The organism is Sphingomonas sp. AC435 (assembly GCF_979253005.1).
In genome coordinates this window covers 510,887-529,027 of sequence record NZ_CEEDCJ010000003.1, presented here as the reverse complement: position 1 = coordinate 529,027, position 18,141 = coordinate 510,887, and the positions used below count along the sequence as shown (strand labels likewise).

Below are 18,141 nucleotides of genomic sequence, written 5' to 3'. Positions count from 1 at the left end.
TACGGTTCCGCGATCAGGCGGGGTGCTGATCGACGACGGTCCGCACCGCGCGGACCAGCGCGGCGACGCCGTACGGCTTGCGCAGGATCGCGGTCGCACCGTCCTCGGGCAGGGCCACCGCGCCGTCGCCGGTCGCGAAGACGATGCCGATGTCGGGCCGCTCCGCCCGGATCGTCGCCGCCAGTTCGACGCCCGACGCGCCCGGCAGGTTCACGTCGGTGACCAGCACCGTCGCGCGGGATCGATCGGTGAGGTCGATCGCCTCCTCCGCACTGCCCGCGACCATCACCTCGAACCCCGCCTCCGCCAGCACTTCCTGGATCTGCCCGCGGATCGTCGGATCGTCCTCGACCAGCAGCGCGACGATGGCGGCCCGCGCGGGCGGTCCCAGCACCTGTCGGACCCGCCGCGCCAGCGCCTCCCGCGAATAGGGCTTGGCCAGCAATTCCACGCCCGGATCGAGCCGGCCGCCGTGCACGATCGCGCTTTCGGCATAGCCGGAGGTGAACAGCACGGACAGGCTGGGCACGTACGCGCGCATCTGGCGAGCCATGTCGGCGCTGTCGATCGTGCCCGGCATGACCACGTCGGTGAACAACAGGTCCGGCTTCGCCCCCGCCACCACCATCGCCAGTCCGGCATCGGGATCGCACGCGGTCAGGACGCGGTAGCCGAGTTCCTCCAGCATGCCGACGACGGTCGCGCGGACATCGTCGTCATCCTCCACCACCAGCACCGTTTCCGTTCCGCCGGCGATCGGGCGATCGTCCGTCGGCCGGTCGGCATCCTCCGCCCCGAACGCGCGGGGCAGCAGCAGGTGCACCGTCGTCCCCCGGCCCGGCGTGGAATCGATGCGGACATGCCCGCCCGACTGCTTCACGAAACCATAGACCATCGACAGGCCCAGCCCCGATCCCTTCCCCTCCTCCTTCGTCGAGAAGAACGGCTCGAAGACGCGGGACATGATGTCGGGCGTCATGCCCGATCCGGTATCGCCGACGCTGAGTTCGACATAGTCGCCCGCCCCTACGCCATCGACCGCCGTATCGTGTTCGGACGGGTCAATGCGCGTATTGGCGACGGTGATGGTCAGGCGCCCATGCCCGCCCATCGCGTCGCGCGCGTTGATCGCGAGGTTCAGGATCGCGTTCTCGATCTGCGCGGGATCGATGAAGGTGTTCCACAGGCCGTCCGTGACGACGGTATCGATCGCGACCCCCTCCCCGATCGCGCGGCGCAGGATGTCGCCCATGCCGTGCACGAAGCGCGTGACGTTGACGATGCGCGGCTCCAGCGCCTGCCGCCGCCCGAAGGCGAGCAGTTGCGCGGCCAGCTTCGCGCCGCGCTCCACGCCCGCCATCGCGCTCGACACGCGACGCTCGGCAACCGGATTGCCCGCGACCTCGCGGCCGAGCAGCTGGAGGTTGCCCGACACGACCTGCAACAGGTTGTTGAAGTCGTGCGCGACGCCGCCGGTCAACTGACCGATCGTCTCCATCTTCTGCGCCTGCGCCAGCGCCGCCTCCGCCTGCCGCCGCTCGGCGATCTCGGTCGCGATCCGCGTCTCCAGCGTCTCGTTCAACTGGCGCAACTGATCCTCGGCGCGGCGGCGATGCTCGACCTGACGCCGCAACAGCGACGCCTGTTCGGTCAGCGCCCACTCCGCCTCGCGCTGATCGGTGATGTCGGTGTGAACGCCGACCCATTCGACCACCTCGCCGTCCATGCCCAGGATCGGCAGCGCGCGAACCGCGAATGTTCGCCAGGCATGATCGTGACGACGGACGCGGTGTTCGAACTCGAACGCGGTCAGCGTCGCGACCGATCGCTCCCACGCCGCGACGGTCGGCGCGACATCGTCCGGGTGCAGCGCCTGCGTCCAGCCATAGCCCTGATACTGCGCCTGTGTCTGGCCGGTCAGGGCTCCCCAGCCCGACTGTTCGCCCAGCATCCGCCCCTGCGCGTCGTTCGTCCACAACACGCCGTGCATCGCCATCATCGCGGCGCGGAACCGGCCGTTGCTGCGATCCAGCTCCTCCTCTCGCCGCGCGCGATCCTCGACGTCGAAGGCCAGCAGATACAGGCCGGACACCCGCCCCTCCGCATCGTGGCGCGGCAGGTAATGCGTTTCCATCCGCCGGTCGCGGCCATTGGCGGTCGGCAGGCGCGTGTCGCTCGTCACGCGTTCGCCGGCCAGCGCGCGCAGCATCAGTGGACGCCGTTCGGCGAACACCTCCTCGCCCAGCACGTCGCCGACGCTGCGGCCCAGCATCCATTCGGGATCGTGACCCATCCACTGTTTGTAATAGGCGTTGGCGAATCGGTAGGTCAGGTTCCGGTCGACATAGGCGATCAGCACCGGCAGCGAATCACCGATCGATCGCACCTCCGTCAGGCTGCGCGCGAGGCGCTTCTCCGCTCCGTGCCGCGCGGTATTGTCGATCACGGTGCAGAGCACCCCCACCACCGCGCCGCGCTCGTCGCGAATGGGGGTGTAGAACAGGTCGAGCGTCAGCGTCTCGTCCGCGTCGCCGCGACGGACGACGAACATCTGGTCGCGGTGGCCGACGACCTCGCCCGCGAAACCGCGCGTCAGGACGGCGCTGTTCCAGTCCCATGCTTCCGGCCAGATCGTCCGCACGTCCCCGCCCAGCGCGCCTGGGTGGCGGTCGTCGGCGATGGCGGCATAGCCGTCATTGTACAGCATGATGCCGGTGCGCCCCCACAGCAGCACTTGCGGCACCGGAGAGTTGAGCAGCGTCTGCACCGTGACGCGCAAGACCGGCGACCAGTCGTCCATCGACCCCAGCGGCGTTTCGCTCCAGTCGCAGCGCCGGATCAAGCGCCCGCACTCACCGCCCCCGATCGGCCAGCCAGGCATGTCCGAAACGGAAAGAGCGGAGAAGGGCATGACAGAGACATGCCACGCCCGATCGCGCTGTCAACGGTACGGAACCGAAACGATTGTTTATCCGGGCTTTAACAATATTGCTTGAGGTGGGAACGCAGCGCCTTTCCGCTTTCGATTTTTCGGGCCCCGCCGGTCCCGGCCCGACGACGTGAAGCGGCGCACGATTGCGATGGCGGCTCCGCCCGCATCGGAGTCGGTGCCGGGATCACGGCGCGCCCCCGGGCGAACCGATGGCGATTAGCCCGCCCCCTCCTCCAGCTTTACGCCCCCTAGCAACATTCTTGCTGGGCATTCGCCACCGACCTCGCCACGGTCGGCGGCGATGACACGGTTTTCCTTCACCGCGCAGGTGTTCGTCGGCATGGCGACGGGCTTGCTCCTGGGCTTCTGGGCACGGACCCTCGGCGAGGCGAGCGCCCTGGCCGAGGCGCTGCGCATCGTCGGCGAGATCTTCGTGCAGCTGCTGCGTGCGCTGGTCGTGCCGCTGGTGTTCACGGCGATCGTCGCGTCGATCGCGGCGCTCCGCGATCTCGGCAATGCCGCGCGGCTGGTCGCGGGGACGTTGATCTGGTTCGCGATCACCGCGCTGATCGCGGTTGCGATCGGGCTGACGCTCGGAACGGTGATGCAACCGGGCGTGCGCGCCGGCGTCGACGTGGCGGCGGCGGTCGCGCCGGCGACGCATGGCTCGTGGCTCGATTTCCTGCGTGGGCTGGTGCCGGCCAATATTCTGGGGCTCGGTGCGACGACCAAGCTCGTCGACGGCGCGGCGACGACATCGCTGTCGTTCAACGTCCTCCAGATCATCGTCGTCGCGGTGGCGATCGGCATTGCCGCCGTCCGCACCGGCGATCAGGGCAGCGCGTTCCTGTCGTTCAACGCGTCGGCGCTCGCGATCTTCCGGCGGGTGCTGCGCTGGGTCGTGCGGCTGACGCCGATCGGCACGGCGGGGCTGCTGGGGCATGCGGTGGTCGAATATGGCTGGCAGTCGCTGTCGGCGCTCGGCGCTTTCGCGGGGGCGGTGTATATCGGCCTGGGGCTGGTGCTGCTGGTCGTCTACCCGGTGCTGCTGCGCGCCAACGGTCTGTCGGTGCGGCGGTTCTTCGCGGCGGCGTGGCCGGCGATCCAGCTCGGCTTCGTCTCGCGCAGCTCGATCGCGACGCTGCCCGTCACCGAAGCGGCGGTGGAGCGGATCGGCGTCCCGCGTAGCTACGCCGCCTTCGCCGTGCCGTTCGCGGCGACGACCAAGATGGACGGGTGCGCCGCGATCTACCCGGCTGTCGCGGCGCTGTTCGTCGCGCAATATTACAACGTGCCGCTGCACGCGTCGGATTACCTGCTGGTCGTGCTGGTGTCGGTGATCGGCTCCGCTGCGACGGCAGGGCTGACCGGCGCGCTCGTCATGCTGACGCTGACGCTGTCGACGCTGGGCCTGCCGCTGGAAGGGGCGGGCCTGTTGCTGGCGGTGGACCCGATCCTCGATATGGGACGCACGGCAGTGAACGTCGCCGGGCAGGCGCTGGTGCCGACGATCGTCGCCAAGCGTCAGGGGCTGATCGCCGACATCGCCGACGCCGACCCGCAGGCCGTGCCGGTCCCCGCCTCCGCATGATGATCTTTCCGTGACCAGTGCCGTCCAGCGTCTGCGTGAGCAGACCGCCCCGGCGCACGATGCGGTGGATGCGGCGTTCGGCGGGCATGATCTCGGCGACCGCGACGCCTATGCGCGCTTCCTGATCGCGCATGCGCGGGCGTTGCCGGCGGTGGAAGCTGTGCTGAACGATGCCGATGGGCTGCCGGACTGGCGGCGGCGGACCGGTTTGCTCGCAGCGGACCTCGTCGATCTGGGATTGACGATGCCGGAGCCCCTGCCCTTCGCGCTGCCGGACCGCGCGGGCGCGGATTGGGGTGCGCTGTACGTGACGGAGGGGTCTCGGCTGGGCGGCATCATGCTGGCGCGCGGGGTGCCGGAGACGCTGCCCAAGCGGTATCTCGGCGCGAAGCATCTGCCGGGGGAATGGCGCACGTTGCTGACGGCGATCGACGCGGCTGGTGCGGATCGCGGGGATGCTTGGGTCGAGGGTGCCATCGCCGGCGCGGAGGCGTGTTTCGATCTGTACGGGCGCGCGGTGGTTTGAGCGACGGTCGCCCCTTCTTCGCTCCCTGTCTGTCGGGAAAGGGTTTCTCCGCCGGCGTTAGCTGACGTGGTGGGTAGACGGCTGCTGCTGGGGACTATCGAGGGGGATGAGCTTGCAGCGCCGCCCTTCCCCGGCCCCTCCCAAAGGGAGGGGAGCAGAAGGAAGATGGGTGCAGCCGTCTCCTACCACACCCCGATCGGGGCGGTGAGGATGGCGCGGAGCCCGGGGGCGTTGTCGGTGAAGGCGATCTCGCCTTCGAGCTTGCCGACCATTGCGCCCATCATGCGGCTGCCGAAGCCGGCCTTGTCGCCGGTTTTGCCGCGCCCTTCGTCGGCGACGATCAGGCGCAGGCGGTTGCGGTGCTGTTCCAGCGTGATCGCGATCGGGCCGACACCGCCGTCATAGGCATATTTGGTGGCGTTGATGACCAGCTCAGTCATCACCAGACCGACCGCCACGGCGCGATCGGTCGGGATCAGGACGGGAGCGAGGTCGGTGTGCATCCGCGACCCCCATTCGCCGCCGATCGAGGCCTTCATGTCGTCGGCCAGTTCCTCGAGATAGCGCGACAGGTCGACCGAGCCGATCTGGTCGTCACGATAGAGCCGGCGGTGGACGAGAGCGACCGCGGACAGCCGCGCCTGCGCCTCCGTCAGCTGATCGGCGACCTCGCCCGGCCCCGCCGCGCGCGACTGCATCGCGAGGAACGCGGAGACGAGCTGGAGGCTGTTCTGGACGCGGTGGTCCACCTCCTTCATCAACAAATCCTTCTGCGCCAGCGCCGCGTCCTTGTCGGCCAGCGTCCGCATCAGTTGCGCGTTGAGGTCGCGCAACTGACGCGCCCGGTGCGCGTCGTGAAAGGCCCGACGCAGGCGATGCGCCGCCTCGACCTCCTCCATCGTCCAGCGGCGCGAGCGACCGCGCACCTGTTCGGTCCACGTCTCGAACGAGGCACGCGGCGTGAGTTGTTCGCCCGGCGCGACGCTCGCCGCCTTATGCGGATTGCCCGCCCACTCGACTTCCTCGACCTGTTCGACGCGGAACCACATCAGCGTCGCACCGTCATCCGCCAGCGGCATCGCGATCATGCCGCTGATGGCGCCGGCATGTTCCGCCATCTCCAGGCGGAGCGCGCCGAGTTCGCGCGTCACGACCGGTTCGACGCCGCCCTGCACCCAGTCCGACAGGGCCTTCAGCACCGCCGCCGGCGCGCAGCGTCCGATGCAATCGACGCCGCCGCGATGGACCCAGGCGAAACCGTCCGCGTCCAGCATCCGCATCAGATCGTCGCGCGACCGCTTCATCGCGTCGGCCATGCCGCCGTCGCCCGCCAGCTTCGGCAGAACCGCATCCTCCGCGGCGCGCAGCCGAAGCCGCTCGCGATAGGTTTCCGCTTCCTCCTTGGCGCGGACCTGCCGCGCGAGGCCCGATGCCAGCGTCGCCGCCGCCGCGCGCACGTCTGGCGGCAGCAGTTTGGGCGTGTCGTGGTGGCAGGCGACCAGCCCCCACAGCACGCCGTCCTTGACGATGGAGATCGACGCCGACGCCGCCACGCCCATATTCGCCATGTAGCGCAGGTGGATCGGCGACACGCTGCGGATGCCGATGTCGGACAGGTCGATGCCGGCGAAGGCGGCCGGGCGGATCGGTGCGGGGGTATAGTCGACGGTCGGGATCGCGCGCGCGCGGTTGCGGACGTACAGCGCTCGCGCCTGACGCGGGATGTCGGATGCCGGGAAATGGTGGTTCAGGAACGTGCCGAGCCGCGGATCGCGATCCTCCGCCACGACGCGCCCGGCGTCTTCGTCCAGAAAGCGGTAGATCATCACCCGGTCGAACCCCGTCAGCTGCCGGAATGCCGACGCCGCACGGGCGCACAACACCTCCAGATCGCCGGCGCGTTCGAACATGATCGCGAAGCCGTCCAGCCGCGACACCACCGCCGCCGCCCCGAGCGGCTGTTCCGCCGACGGTTCGAGTTCGACGAGCAGGTGATCGCCGCTGCGATGGACCGCCACATCCAGCCGCTCCCCGGCTGGGGTCACGATCGGCTGGCCGACCATGCCGCTGACCGGGCCGGTCGCGGCCGCGATGAGCGCGCCGATGTCCTGACCCAGGAGTTCCGACAGGTCGGCGCCGAGCCAGTCGGCCGACAGCCGCTCCTCCAGCGCACCGGCGCCGGCGACCACCGCCCGCGTATCGGGATCGGCGATCAGCAGCAGGCCGTGCGGCTGAATCGCGCCGGGCACATGAATCGGCTCGCGATCACAGGCGGTCGTATCGACGACCACATCCGACAGTCCCTGCGAAGCCATAAAGTTCGTGCGTTCCTTTGGACCCCGCATGACGCCGATACGGCCCGATTGCAATTAATCTGCATCAGTCGGCCGAGCGATCCTGCGATCGGGAGAAGTCGTTACTGGCTGATCAGCTCCTTGATGCGACCGGCCAAGGCCTCCATCGCGAACGGCTTGGTCATCACGTGCATGCCCGGATCGAGCTGGCCGTTGCCGACGACCGCATTTTCCGCATAGCCGGTGATGAACAGGATGCTCAGGTCCGGCCGTCCGACCCGCGCGGCATCGGCCATCTGCCGGCCGTTCATGCCGCCCGGCAGGCCGACATCGGTCACCAGCAGGTCGATGCGGGCGTTGGATTGCAGGATCTTCAAGCCGCTGGCCCCGTCCGCCGCCTCAAGCGCGGCGTAACCGAGCTCCTCCAGCACCTCCATCACCAGCATGCGCACGGTCGGCTCGTCGTCCACGACCAGCACCGTCTGCCCCTCTGCGGCGCGCGGCGCGTCGGTCAGGTCGGGTACCAGTTCCGCCGTCTCGGCGGGGCCGAGATGGCGGGGCAGGTACAGGCACAGGTTCGTCCCCTGCCCCACTTCGGAATAGATGCGGACCTGCCCGCCGGACTGGCGCGCGAAGCCGTAGATCATCGACAGGCCCAGCCCCGTGCCCACGCCGATCGGCTTGGTCGTGAAGAACGGATCGAACGCCTTGGCGATCACGTCCGGGGTCATGCCGGTGCCGGTATCGGACACGCAGACCGACACATATTGGCCGGCCGGCAGGTCGCGCGCCCGCGCGGCGCGATCATCGAGCCAGCGGTTCGCCGTCTCGATCGTCAGCCGCCCGCCCTCCGGCATGGCGTCGCGCGCGTTGATGCACAGGTTCAGGACCGCGTTTTCGAGCTGGTTGGGATCGACCAGTGTCGTCCACAGGCCCGCGGACGCCACGACCTCCACTGTGATCGAAGGACCGACCGTGCGCTGGACCAGTTCCTCCAGCCCGCCGACCAGCCGGTTGACATCGGTCGGCCGCGGATCGAGCGTCTGGCGGCGCGAGAAGGCGAGCAGCCGGTGGGTCAGCGCCGCGGCCCGCTTGGCCGCGCCCTGCGCCGCCAGCGAATAGCGTTCGACGTCGGCGTAGCGGCCCTGCGCAATGCGGATGCCAAGCAGTTCGAGGCTGCCGATGATGCCGGTCAGCAGATTGTTGAAATCATGCGCGAGGCCGCCGGACAATTGTCCCACCGCCTCCATCTTCTGGCTCTGGCGCAACGCCTCTTCGGCCAGCATCAGTTCGCGCGTGCGCTCGGCGACCTGATCCTCCAGCGTCTCGGTCAGGCGCTGCCGCTCCGCCTCCGACTTGGCGCGTTCGCTGGCGGCGCGGACGCGGTCGGCGATCTCGCGCATCAACGACAGCTCTTCCTCGCGCCATAGCCGCGGCACGGCGTGATTCGCGAAGAACAGCGCCACGAAGCGTCCCTGCTCCAGCAACGGCATGTTGACGAAGGACAGCGCGTCGATGGCCGCCAGCGCATCCGCGGTGGCGCTGGTCCGGGGGTCGGTCCGCGCGTCGGACACGATCGCCGTTTCGCCGCGCTTCAGGTCCTCGATATACGATCCGTAATCGCGGAAATGCAGCAGGCCGGCGATGCTCTTCACGCCCTCCGCGTTCCAGTCGCGATCGATGAAGATCGTCTCTGCCACCGGGTCGATCACGCCGTAGCCGGCGCGGCTGACATCGAACGTGCGGGCGAGGATTTCCGCACCGATGCACGCGATCGTGCCGGGATCGGTGACGTCGCGGATACGGTCGCCGAGTTCCAGCAGCGCTTCCTGACGGATCTGCGCGAGCCGATGCGACGTGATGTCGAAGCTGACACCCGGAAAACGTAGCGGGCGACCGTCGATGCCCAGCCGGCAGCGGCCCTGCGCCGCCGCCCAGCGGACCGATCCGTCGGGCTGCATCAGGCGATAGGAGGCGAGGAACTGCTCGCCGGTCTTCATCGCCGCGTCGATCAGCCGCTGCGTTTCCGGCAGGTCGGCCGGGTGGATGCCGTGGAAGAACTCCGCAATCGGCGCGCCCTCGACCGCACGTCGCGGATCGACGCCGTAGAGTTCCGCGAACCGCTCGTCGGCGTAGACGCGGTCGTTGGGCACGTCCCAATCCCAGGTGCCGATGCCGCTGCCCGCGGTCAGTGCCTCCTGCAACCGCTCGTCGCTCTCGCGCATCGACTGTTCGCTGCGCCGCCGTGCGGTCATGTCGGAAAAGATGATGCCGACCATGCGATCGGCAGCTTTACCAACACGCAGCGCGTGCACTTCGAACCAGCGCCCCATCGCGTCCGATCCATTGTCGAAACGCGTCGCCTCACCCGTTGTGGCGACGCGACCGTACAGGTCGAACCAGTGCTGCTCCAGTTGCGGGACCAGTTCGCGCGCGGTCTTGCCGACCGCATCGACCAGTCCGGTCTGATGCTGAAATGCCCGGTTGGTCTTGAGGAACCGATAGTCGACCGCCCGATCGCCGTCGAAGATCATTTCGATGACGCAGAAACCCGCGTCCACCGCCTCGAACAATTCGCCATAGACCTCCGGCGAAAGATCGGTGGCCGACAAGCCGGTCATGGCAAACACACCATCGTCCTTTAGCCCGCCTTCTGGCACGCCACGATCGCGGCGATCACGCTCAGCGTCTCTTCCGGGTCGCGGACGCGCACGGTGTCGAGGCCGAGTTCCTTGGCCGGATAGTCGTTGCCGCCGGGGAAGATCGCGTCGCCGATGAACATCATCGAGTCGAGCGGGATGCCGCTCGCGTCACGCAGCTTCTTCAGGCCGTAGGCCTTGTCGACGCCCTTCTGCGTGATGTCGATCGAGGTAGCCCCGCCCATGTTGATGGACAGGCCCGGCAGGCGCTGCTTCAAATCGGCCTGGATGATCTTGCGCTTGGCGAAGTCGGGGTCCCAATGCTCCTTGGCGTCGATCGGGGCCTGCTGGCCGAGTGCGCTGAAGGTGATCTGGCTGCCGCGATCCTCGATCCGCTCGCCCCAGACCTGCTCGGGTACGAACCCGGTCGCTTCCAGCGAGGCGTTGAACGCCGCAACGATCTCCTTGCGCTGCTCTTCGCTGAACAGTTCGGCATAGACCGCCGACCACGCGCCGTCCTTGTAGGTGTAGAGCTTGGTCCCCGTCGTCGGCATCAGCCACAATTTCGTGCGGTCGGCCCGCTCGGGCAGGCGGCTGGCGACCTGCTTGTCGAACTGCGGCCAGTCGCCGCCGGAGATCACCGCGACGTTTGCGACGCCGAGCAGGTCGGCCAGCGCCTCGCCCATCGGCTCCTTCAACGGCTGCTTGCTCTCCGCCAGCGTGCCATCGAGGTCGAATGCGACGAGTTGCTTCATGAGTTTCCGAGCCCCTTGAGGATAATCGTGTCGATCGCATGCGCGACCCCGTCTTCGTCGTTGCCGCGCGTGACGTGCGCGGCCTTTTCGCGCATCGCATCCGGCGCGTTGCCCATCACGATCGGCAGGCCGACGCGCGCCAGCATCGGGATGTCGTTGGCCTGATCGCCGATCGCCGCCGTCTCCGCGAGCGGGACACCGAACGCCTCCGCCAGTTCGGCGACGCCGGTGCCCTTGTTGGCCTCCAGCGCGGTCACGTCGAGATAATAGGTCTGGCTCTGCACTACCGTCGCCCGCTTTCCGAACGCCGGTGCGACCTCCGAATGGATCGACCGCAGGTACGGCTCGTCGTCGCTGACGAAGGTGATCTTGTCGGCGCGGCTCAACACATCGTCGAAGTCGGTGGTGATGATTGGGGCCTGATTGGATGCGACCCGCTCATGCTCGACATGCGTGCCCTCGCCGCTCGACGCATACCACCGATCGTCGGCGAAGACCCAGCGATCGACCTTCGCATCGCCGACCGTGTCCCAGATGCCGCGCGCGATGTCGGCAGGGATGCGATGATGCTCGATGATCTCGCCGGAACGCCTGAACACGATGCCGCCGTTGAACGCGCCGATCGGCTCGTCCAGCTCCAGCGCGTCGGCGATCGGCATCACCCCCGACATCGGGCGTGCGGAGATGATCGTGAAGCCGATGCCGGCATCGCGCAGCCGCTGAACCGCGGCGATCGTGCCCGGCGTCAGCGCCTTTTGCCTGTCGACCAGCGTTCCATCGACATCGGACACCACCAGGCGCGGCGTCGCCACCGGTTCGCTCACTGCGGCATCTCGACATGGCCGCCGAAGCCGAAGCGCATCGCAGACAGGACCTTGTCGCCATAGGTATGCTCGACGCGGCTGCGATAGCGCGCGAACAGGCTGGCGGTCAGAACGTTCGCCGGCACCTTCTCTTCCATCGCGGCGTCGATCGTCCACTGACCCTCGCCACTGTCGGCCACATGGCCGCTGAACTGGTCGAGCTTCTCGTCCTTGGCGAGGGCGATGGCGGTGAGGTCGAGCAGCCACGACGAGATCACGCTGCCGCGCCGCCAGACTTCGGCGATGTCAGTCAGGTTCAGGTCGAAGCGCTCGTCCTCGGGCAGGATTTCCGACGACTTGGTCTTGAGGATATCGAAACCCTCGGCATAGGCCTGCATCAGGCCGTATTCGATGCCGTTGTGGATCATCTTGACGAAATGGCCGGACCCCGCGGGACCGGCATGGATGTAGCCCTTCTCCGCGCGCTGATCGACCTTGTCGGCGATGCGGCCCGGCGTGCGGACGATGTCGCCGGTGCCCGGCGCCAGCGTCTCGAAGATGGGATCGAGGTGCGCGATCGTCTCGTTATCGCCACCGATCATCATGCAATAGCCGCGCTCGCGACCCCAGACGCCGCCGGACGTGCCGACATCGACATAGTGAAGCTGCTTCTCGGCCAACGCCTTCGCGCGGCGGATGTCGTCCTTGTAGAAGCTGTTGCCGCCGTCGATGACGATGTCGCCGGGCTGCGCAGCGTCGGCGATCGTCCCGATCGTCTGCTCCGTGATCGCGCCGGCGGGCAGCATCACCCACCAGATCGCCGGGCTGCCCAGCTTGCCGCGCGCCTCGTCGAGGGACGCCGCACCCTCTGCGCCGTCGGCGACGATCTTGGCGACGGCATCGGCATCGCGGTCGAATGCGACGATCTCGTGCCCCCCCTCCATCAGCCGGCGCGCCATGTTCCCGCCCATCCGGCCAAGGCCGATCATCGCGATCTTCATTCCGTCATCCCAGTTGGAGGTCGTCGCACTGCACAAGTCCGGTGAGGCGCGGGAGTTCCGAAGCCTGCCGCGATAGCCCCCCCTCCACAGGGTAGGGGGCCTTCTTAGCTCCCCTCCTCTCGGGGAGGGGCTGGGGGGAGGGTTTCGCCGCGGGCGACTCGCCAAGGCTCCACCCCGCCCCAGCCCTCCCCCGTGGAGGAGGGAGTTTAGAAGAAGAAAAGCGTTATCACGCCTCGGCGGGCTGCTTCTGCGCGATCGCGCCGAGCAGGTCGTCGAACGCCTTGGCGAAGGAGGCGACACCCTCCTCGACCAATCCGCCGGTGACGCCGTTCAGGTCCAGCCCGAGCCGATCGGCCTCCGCCAGCACGTGGCGGGCAGCGTCGACGTCGGTCGTCAGCGTCTGCGCGACGGTGCCGCGCTCGCGGAATGCGTCCATCGTCTTCGGCGGCATCGTGTTGACCGTTTCCGGCCCGATCAGCTCGTCGACGTACAGCGTATCCGGATAGGCCGAGTCCTTGACGCCGGTCGATGCCCACAACAGCCGTTGCGGCTGCGCACCCTTGGCGGCGAGCGCCTGCCAGCGGTCGGACGCGATGAAGTCCTGATACCAGGCATAGGCCAGCTTCGCGTTGGCGATGGCGACCTTGCCACGCAACGCCGTCAGCGCTTCGCTATCCGCATCGCCGTCCTTGACGCGCTCGTCGATCTTCGCGTCGACCTTGCTGTCGATGCGGCTGACGAAGAAGCTGGCGACCGAGGCGATCCGGTCGATCGGCTGGTTCTGGCGAACGCGTTCCTCCAGCCCCATCGCATAGGCTTCCGCGACGCGCTGGTAATCACCTTGCGAGAACAGCAGCGTCACGTTGACGTTGATCCCCGCCGCGATCGTCGCGGCGATGGCGGGCGCACCGGCGGGCGTACCCGGGATCTTGATCATCAGGTTCTGGCGATCGACCGCGTCCCACAGCTTGCGCGCCTCGGCGATCGTCGCGTCGGTGTCGTCGGCGATGTACGGCGACACTTCCAGGCTGACATAGCCATCCTTCGAATCCAGCCGATCGTAGACGGGTTTCAGCGTTTCCGCCGCCGCCTTGATGTCCTGGATCGCGAGATGCTCGTAGCGGTCGATCGTCGCCGCGCCGGGATTCTCCTTGTCGAACGCCGCGAGCGTGCCGTCATAGGCGTCGCCGTGGCCCATCGCCTTTTCGAAAATCGACGGGTTGGAGGTGACACCGGTCAGGCCGTCGGCCCCGACCAGCTTCTCCAGCCCGCCTTCCTCGAGGAACTTGCGGTCGACGAAATCCAGCCAGACGGCGGTGCCGGCGGCGGACAGGTCACTCAGCTTACCCATTGCGCTTCTCCATCACGTCACGCGCGACCTTGACGATATTGTCGACCGTGAAGCCGTATTTGTCCTGCAACTTGGCGATCGGGGCGGATGCGCCGAACGTCGACATGGTGATCGTCGCGCCGTCGAACCCGACATAGCGATCCCAACCCATCGATCCCGCCATCTCCACCGCGACCCGCGCCGGCACGTCGCGCGGCAGCACGGAGTCGCGATAAGCCTGATCCTGCAACTCGTACCGGTACCAGCTCGGCATCGACACGACGCGGCTGGCGACGCCCTCCGCCTTCAGCCGCTCGTGCGCCTCGACGACCAGCGACAGCTCGCTGCCGGTGGCGATCAGGATCACCTGCGGATTCTCGCTGTCGGCCAGCACGTAGCCGCCCTTCATCACGCCCTCGGCACTGGCATACTTGTCACGGTCGAGCGTCGGCAGCGCCTGACGCGACAGGATCAGCGCGGTCGGACGATCCGCCTTCTCCAGCGCCGCGCGCCATGCCCACGCCGTTTCGTTCGCATCACCCGGCCGGATCGTGTCGAGGCCCGGGATCGCGCGCAGCGTCGCCAGATGCTCGATCGGCTGGTGCGTCGGGCCGTCCTCGCCGACGCCGATCGAGTCGTGCGTAAAGACCCAGATCGCGCCCAGCTCCATGATCGCCGACAGGCGGATGGGCGCGCGCATGTAATCCGCGAACACGAGGAAGGTGGAGCCGTAGGAGCGCAGGTGCGACAGCGCCATGCCGTTCACGACCGAGCCCATGCCATGCTCGCGCACGCCGAAGTGGAAGTTGGTGCCGCCGTAATTATCCGCCTCGAACGACGGCGCGCCCTTGATGTCGGTCTTGGTCGATGGCGCGAGATCCGCCGATCCGCCGAGCAGCCACGGCGTCTTGCCGACGATGGCGTTCAGCACCTTGCCACCCGAGTCGCGGCTGGCGATGCCCTTCGCATCCGCCGGGAAAACGGGGATGTCGGCATCCCAATCGTCGGACAACTTGTCCTTCAGCAGCAGGTCGAGTTCCGCCGCCTGCTCCGGATAGGACGAACGATATTCGTCGGTCAGCTTCACCCACGCATCGCGCAACGGCTGGCCGCGGCCCGACACCGCGCCGCGGAAGCTGTCGACGACGCCGTCCGGCACGCGGAACTGCTCGTCCTCGGGCCAGCCATACGCCTTTTTGGTGGCGCGGATATTATCCTCGCCCAGCGGCTCGCCATGCGCCTTCTCGCTGCCGGCCTTGGGGCTGCCCCAGCCGATGACGGAATGGACGACGATGAAGGTCGGCTTGTCGTCGGTCGCGCGGAACGTCTCGAACGCGTTGGTCAGCGCCTCGATGTCGTTGGCGTCGTCGACATGGATGACGTTCCATCCGTAAGCCTGCATGCGCAGGCCGACATCCTCATCGAACGCGAGGTCGGTGGCACCCTCGATCGAGATGTGGTTGCTGTCATAGACCCAGCACAGGTTCGACAGTTTGAGGTGACCCGCAAGGCTCGCCGCCTCGGCGGACACGCCCTCCATCATGTCGCCGTCGCCGCAAACGGTGTAGACATCGTGGTCGAACAGCTTGAACCCGTCGCGATTGTAGCGCGCGGCCAGCCAGCGCTCGGCGATCGCCATGCCGACCGAGTTGCCGCAACCCTGCCCCAGTGGGCCGGTGGTCGTCTCGACGCCGGTGGTGTGGCGATATTCCGGGTGGCCCGGCGTCTTCGACGACAGCTGCCGGAACTGGCGGATGTCGTCGAGGCTGACCGCCTCCTGACCCGTCTTGTTACCTTCGGCGTCGATCTCCTCGACACCGGCCAGATGCAGGATCGAGTACAGCAGCATCGACGCGTGGCCGACCGACAGCACGAAGCGGTCGCGGTTCGGCCAGTCCGGATGCGCGGGGTCGTAACGCAGGAAACGGTTCCAGATCGTCCAGCCGACTGGGGCCAGCGCCATCGGCGTGCCGGGATGGCCCGAATTGGCCTTCTGCACCGCATCCATCGACAGGGTGCGGATGGTATCGATCGCCAGCCGCTCCGGGCTGCCGTCCTCGTGCAGGGAAACGGCCGCTGGAGTGGCGGTCTGGGTATCGGACATGAATGGAACCTCGCTCTGGTCGAAGGGCGGAACGCGCAGCCGCCGGTCGGGTTGCGACTGGCCGCTCCCCTAGCGAGAAGCGGCAGCCCGTTCCAGCCCCGCCCGTTCCGTTCTCGTAACGACACCCCGATCGGCGATGTATGCGGCATCGACTTGTTTCAGGAACAGGCCATGGCCGACGACACCGGGTATACAGGCAATCGCGTCGGCCAGCGCCTCCCAGTCGCGATATGCACCGGCGACGCAGTCGAGCACGCGGTTGCCGTTATCGGTCAGATACTCACCGCGCCACGCCGCGGATCGCACCAGCCCGGCGATCCGGTCGGCGACATACGCCGAGGCGAACGGCAGCACCTCGACCGGCAGCTTCGCCGCGCCGATCGTCGCGACCCGCTTGCTGCCGTCGGCGATCACGATCATCCGCCGACTGGCGCAGGCCACGACTTTTTCACGCAGCATGGCACCACCGGCACCCTTGATGGCGCGAAAGTCGGCATCGATCTCGTCCGCCCCGTCGATCGTCAGGTCGACGCAGGCCACGTCGGCGAAGTCCCGCACCCGGATGCCGACCGATCGCGCCAGATCGGCACTGGCGTTCGACGTCGCCACGGCGTCGATGTCCAGCCCCAGCCGGCCGATCGCCCGGATCGCATGCGCGGCGGTGGACCCCGTCCCCAGCCCAACGAGCATTCCGGACGCAACTTCCTGCACCGCCGCCTCCGCGGCCAGTCGCTTGTCGGTGTCGATGTCGGCGGAGTCGTGGTGCATGGACGCTTAACCCGTGAAAGTCCGTTTCGGACCTTAGCAGTCGCACAATAAAATCGATCGCACGCCCATTTTCTGGGCTGCAACCATTTCCAATCTGGGACATTGTGGGACGGTTCCGGGGCTCCGGTGTACCAGACGGACACGCTCAACTTGAAATTACAGACAAAGCGGCCAGCGGCCGCGGGCATCGCGATCGGCCTCGCTTTGGCGCTTGGCGCCTGCGGTGGGGGTGACTCGGCCGAAAAGGGTGCCGGCAAGGGTGGTCAGCAGCCGGGCAAGGGAACGCCGCAAGTCGGGTTCGTGGTCGTCCAGCCGACCGACGCCGCTCTGGTCACGGAACTCGCCGGCCGTACGACCGCGTTCGAAAGCTCCGACGTCCGGCCGCAGGTGACCGGCATCATCCGCCGCCGCTTCTTCACGGAGGGCGCGCTCGTCACCCGCGGCCAGCCCCTCTACGAGATCGACCCGCGCCTGTACCGCGCCGCCGCCAACGAAGCGCGCGCCAACCTCGCCAGCGCCCGCGCCAACCAGGAAGCCACCCGCATCCTCGCCGAGCGCTATCGTCCGCTGGCGGAGATCGAGGCGATCTCGAAGCAGGATTACACCAACGCCGTCGCGCAATCGCGGCAAGCGACCGCTGCGGTCGGGCAGACTCGCGCTGCGCTGGAGACGGCGCAGATCAACTTGCGTTTCACCACCGTCCCCGCGCCGATCACCGGGCGCATCGGCCGATCGCTGTTCACCGTCGGTGCGCTGGTGTCCGCGACCCAGACGGATCCGCTGGCGCAGATCCAGCGCCTCGATCCGATGTTCGTCGACATCCAGCAGTCGGCCGACGCGCTGCTGTCGTTGCGCCGCAGCCTTGCCTCGGGTGGGGTGACGCCGACGACCGCGCAGGTGCGGCTGAAGCTGCCCGACGGTGGCGATTACGGCCAGACGGGCACGATCGAGTTTTCCGAAGCGCTGGTCGATCCCACGACCGGCACCACGACGCTGCGCGCGCGCTTCCCGAATCCGCAGGGCATTCTGCTGCCCGGCATGTTCGTCCGCGCCAGCTTCTCGCAGGCGATCAACCGCCGCGCGTTCCTCGTCCCGCAACAGGGCGTCAGCCGCAATCCGCAGGGCAACGCCACCGTCATCATCGTCGGCCCCGGCAACAAGGCCACCGAGAAGAAGGTCACGGCGGAGCGGACGCAGGGCGAGTTCTGGGTCGTGACCGAAGGGCTGAACCCGGGCGACAAGATCATCGTCCAGGGCCTGTCAAAGCTGCGCCCCGGCCAGCAGGTCCAGCCGGTGCCGGCCAACACGCCGCAGCGCGTGCAGGCCCCACCGAAGGACGGCGAGGGCGGCGGCGGTTCCGGCGGTGGCGACGCGGCGCAGAAGAAGGGCGGCTGAGCC

The 18,141-nt window shown here is 67.9% G+C and carries 12 protein-coding genes; 3 read left to right on the top strand and 9 right to left on the bottom strand.

Annotation, left to right across the window (positions count from 1 at the left end; all coding sequences use genetic code 11):
* Window positions 1-13 precede the first annotated feature (13 nt).
* The gene (locus AC0CH8_RS08880; protein WP_465239556.1) at window positions 14-2,881 is read right to left on the bottom strand and encodes a hybrid sensor histidine kinase/response regulator; all 2,868 of its coding nucleotides are present in this window, start codon (window positions 2,879-2,881) and stop codon (window positions 14-16) included.
* 352 nt (window positions 2,882-3,233) lie between these two features.
* On the opposite strand from AC0CH8_RS08880, the gene AC0CH8_RS08875 reads away from it, so the two are divergent.
* Window positions 3,234-4,523, top strand: a complete 1,290-nt coding sequence (locus AC0CH8_RS08875; RefSeq protein WP_465239555.1) for a dicarboxylate/amino acid:cation symporter — start codon at window positions 3,234-3,236, stop codon at window positions 4,521-4,523.
* 10 nt (window positions 4,524-4,533) lie between these two features.
* Window positions 4,534-5,049, top strand: coding sequence for a biliverdin-producing heme oxygenase (locus tag AC0CH8_RS08870; RefSeq protein ID WP_465239554.1), 516 nt, complete (start codon window positions 4,534-4,536; stop codon window positions 5,047-5,049).
* 182 nt (window positions 5,050-5,231) lie between these two features.
* On the opposite strand, the gene AC0CH8_RS08865 is transcribed toward AC0CH8_RS08870, so the two are convergent.
* The 8 genes from AC0CH8_RS08865 to rpiA form a co-directional block, all read right to left on the bottom strand.
* A complete protein-coding gene (locus AC0CH8_RS08865; RefSeq protein WP_465239553.1) occupies window positions 5,232-7,364 on the bottom strand; it encodes a histidine kinase dimerization/phosphoacceptor domain -containing protein in 2,133 nt (710 codons plus the stop codon).
* A 101-nt stretch (window positions 7,365-7,465) separates the two neighbouring features.
* Complete coding sequence (locus AC0CH8_RS08860) at window positions 7,466-9,964, bottom strand: ATP-binding protein (RefSeq protein WP_465239552.1); 2,499 nt, start codon at window positions 9,962-9,964, stop codon at window positions 7,466-7,468.
* 20 nt (window positions 9,965-9,984) lie between these two features.
* Window positions 9,985-10,737, bottom strand: coding sequence for an HAD-IIB family hydrolase (locus tag AC0CH8_RS08855; protein ID WP_204197709.1), 753 nt, complete (start codon window positions 10,735-10,737; stop codon window positions 9,985-9,987).
* Window positions 10,734-11,549: a Cof-type HAD-IIB family hydrolase gene (locus AC0CH8_RS08850; RefSeq protein WP_465239551.1), complete on the bottom strand. Its 816-nt coding sequence runs from the start codon at window positions 11,547-11,549 to the stop codon at window positions 10,734-10,736. Before AC0CH8_RS08850 ends, AC0CH8_RS08855 begins: the two co-directional genes overlap by 4 nt.
* A gap of 8 nt (window positions 11,550-11,557) precedes the next feature.
* A complete protein-coding gene (gene gnd / locus AC0CH8_RS08845) occupies window positions 11,558-12,541 on the bottom strand; it encodes a phosphogluconate dehydrogenase (NAD(+)-dependent, decarboxylating) (protein WP_204197702.1) in 984 nt (327 codons plus the stop codon).
* Window positions 12,542-12,767: 226 nt separating this feature from the next.
* Window positions 12,768-13,892, bottom strand: a complete 1,125-nt coding sequence (gene tal / locus AC0CH8_RS08840) for a transaldolase (RefSeq protein WP_465239550.1) — start codon at window positions 13,890-13,892, stop codon at window positions 12,768-12,770.
* Window positions 13,885-15,975 (bottom strand): transketolase, encoded by a 2,091-nt coding sequence (gene tkt / locus AC0CH8_RS08835; protein WP_465239549.1) that lies wholly within the window; start codon window positions 15,973-15,975, stop codon window positions 13,885-13,887. Before tkt ends, tal begins: the two co-directional genes overlap by 8 nt.
* A gap of 69 nt (window positions 15,976-16,044) precedes the next feature.
* On the bottom strand, window positions 16,045-16,743 hold the full coding sequence (gene rpiA / locus AC0CH8_RS08830; protein WP_465239548.1) for a ribose-5-phosphate isomerase RpiA: 699 nt from the start codon (window positions 16,741-16,743) through the stop codon (window positions 16,045-16,047).
* 150 nt (window positions 16,744-16,893) lie between these two features.
* Here rpiA and AC0CH8_RS08825 point away from each other — a divergent pair, with 150 nt between their 5' ends.
* On the top strand, window positions 16,894-18,138 hold the full coding sequence (locus tag AC0CH8_RS08825) for an efflux RND transporter periplasmic adaptor subunit (RefSeq protein ID WP_465239547.1): 1,245 nt from the start codon (window positions 16,894-16,896) through the stop codon (window positions 18,136-18,138).
* Window positions 18,139-18,141 lie beyond the last annotated feature (3 nt).

Excerpts from the sequence above, each read along its gene's own strand:
- tal (WP_465239550.1), bottom strand. The coding sequence starts at position 13,892 with ATGGGTAAGCTGAGTGACCTGTCCGCCGCCGGCACCGCCGTCTGGCTG.
- gnd (WP_204197702.1), bottom strand. The coding sequence starts at position 12,541 with ATGAAGATCGCGATGATCGGCCTTGGCCGGATGGGCGGGAACATGGCG.
- rpiA (WP_465239548.1), bottom strand. The coding sequence starts at position 16,743 with ATGCACCACGACTCCGCCGACATCGACACCGACAAGCGACTGGCCGCG.
- AC0CH8_RS08855 (WP_204197709.1), bottom strand. The coding sequence starts at position 10,737 with ATGAAGCAACTCGTCGCATTCGACCTCGATGGCACGCTGGCGGAGAGC.
- AC0CH8_RS08880 (WP_465239556.1), bottom strand. The coding sequence starts at position 2,881 with ATGCCTGGCTGGCCGATCGGGGGCGGTGAGTGCGGGCGCTTGATCCGG.
- AC0CH8_RS08860 (WP_465239552.1), bottom strand. The coding sequence starts at position 9,964 with ATGACCGGCTTGTCGGCCACCGATCTTTCGCCGGAGGTCTATGGCGAA.
- AC0CH8_RS08865 (WP_465239553.1), bottom strand. The coding sequence starts at position 7,364 with ATGGCTTCGCAGGGACTGTCGGATGTGGTCGTCGATACGACCGCCTGT.
- tkt (WP_465239549.1), bottom strand. The coding sequence starts at position 15,975 with ATGTCCGATACCCAGACCGCCACTCCAGCGGCCGTTTCCCTGCACGAG.
- AC0CH8_RS08875 (WP_465239555.1), top strand. The coding sequence starts at position 3,234 with ATGACACGGTTTTCCTTCACCGCGCAGGTGTTCGTCGGCATGGCGACG.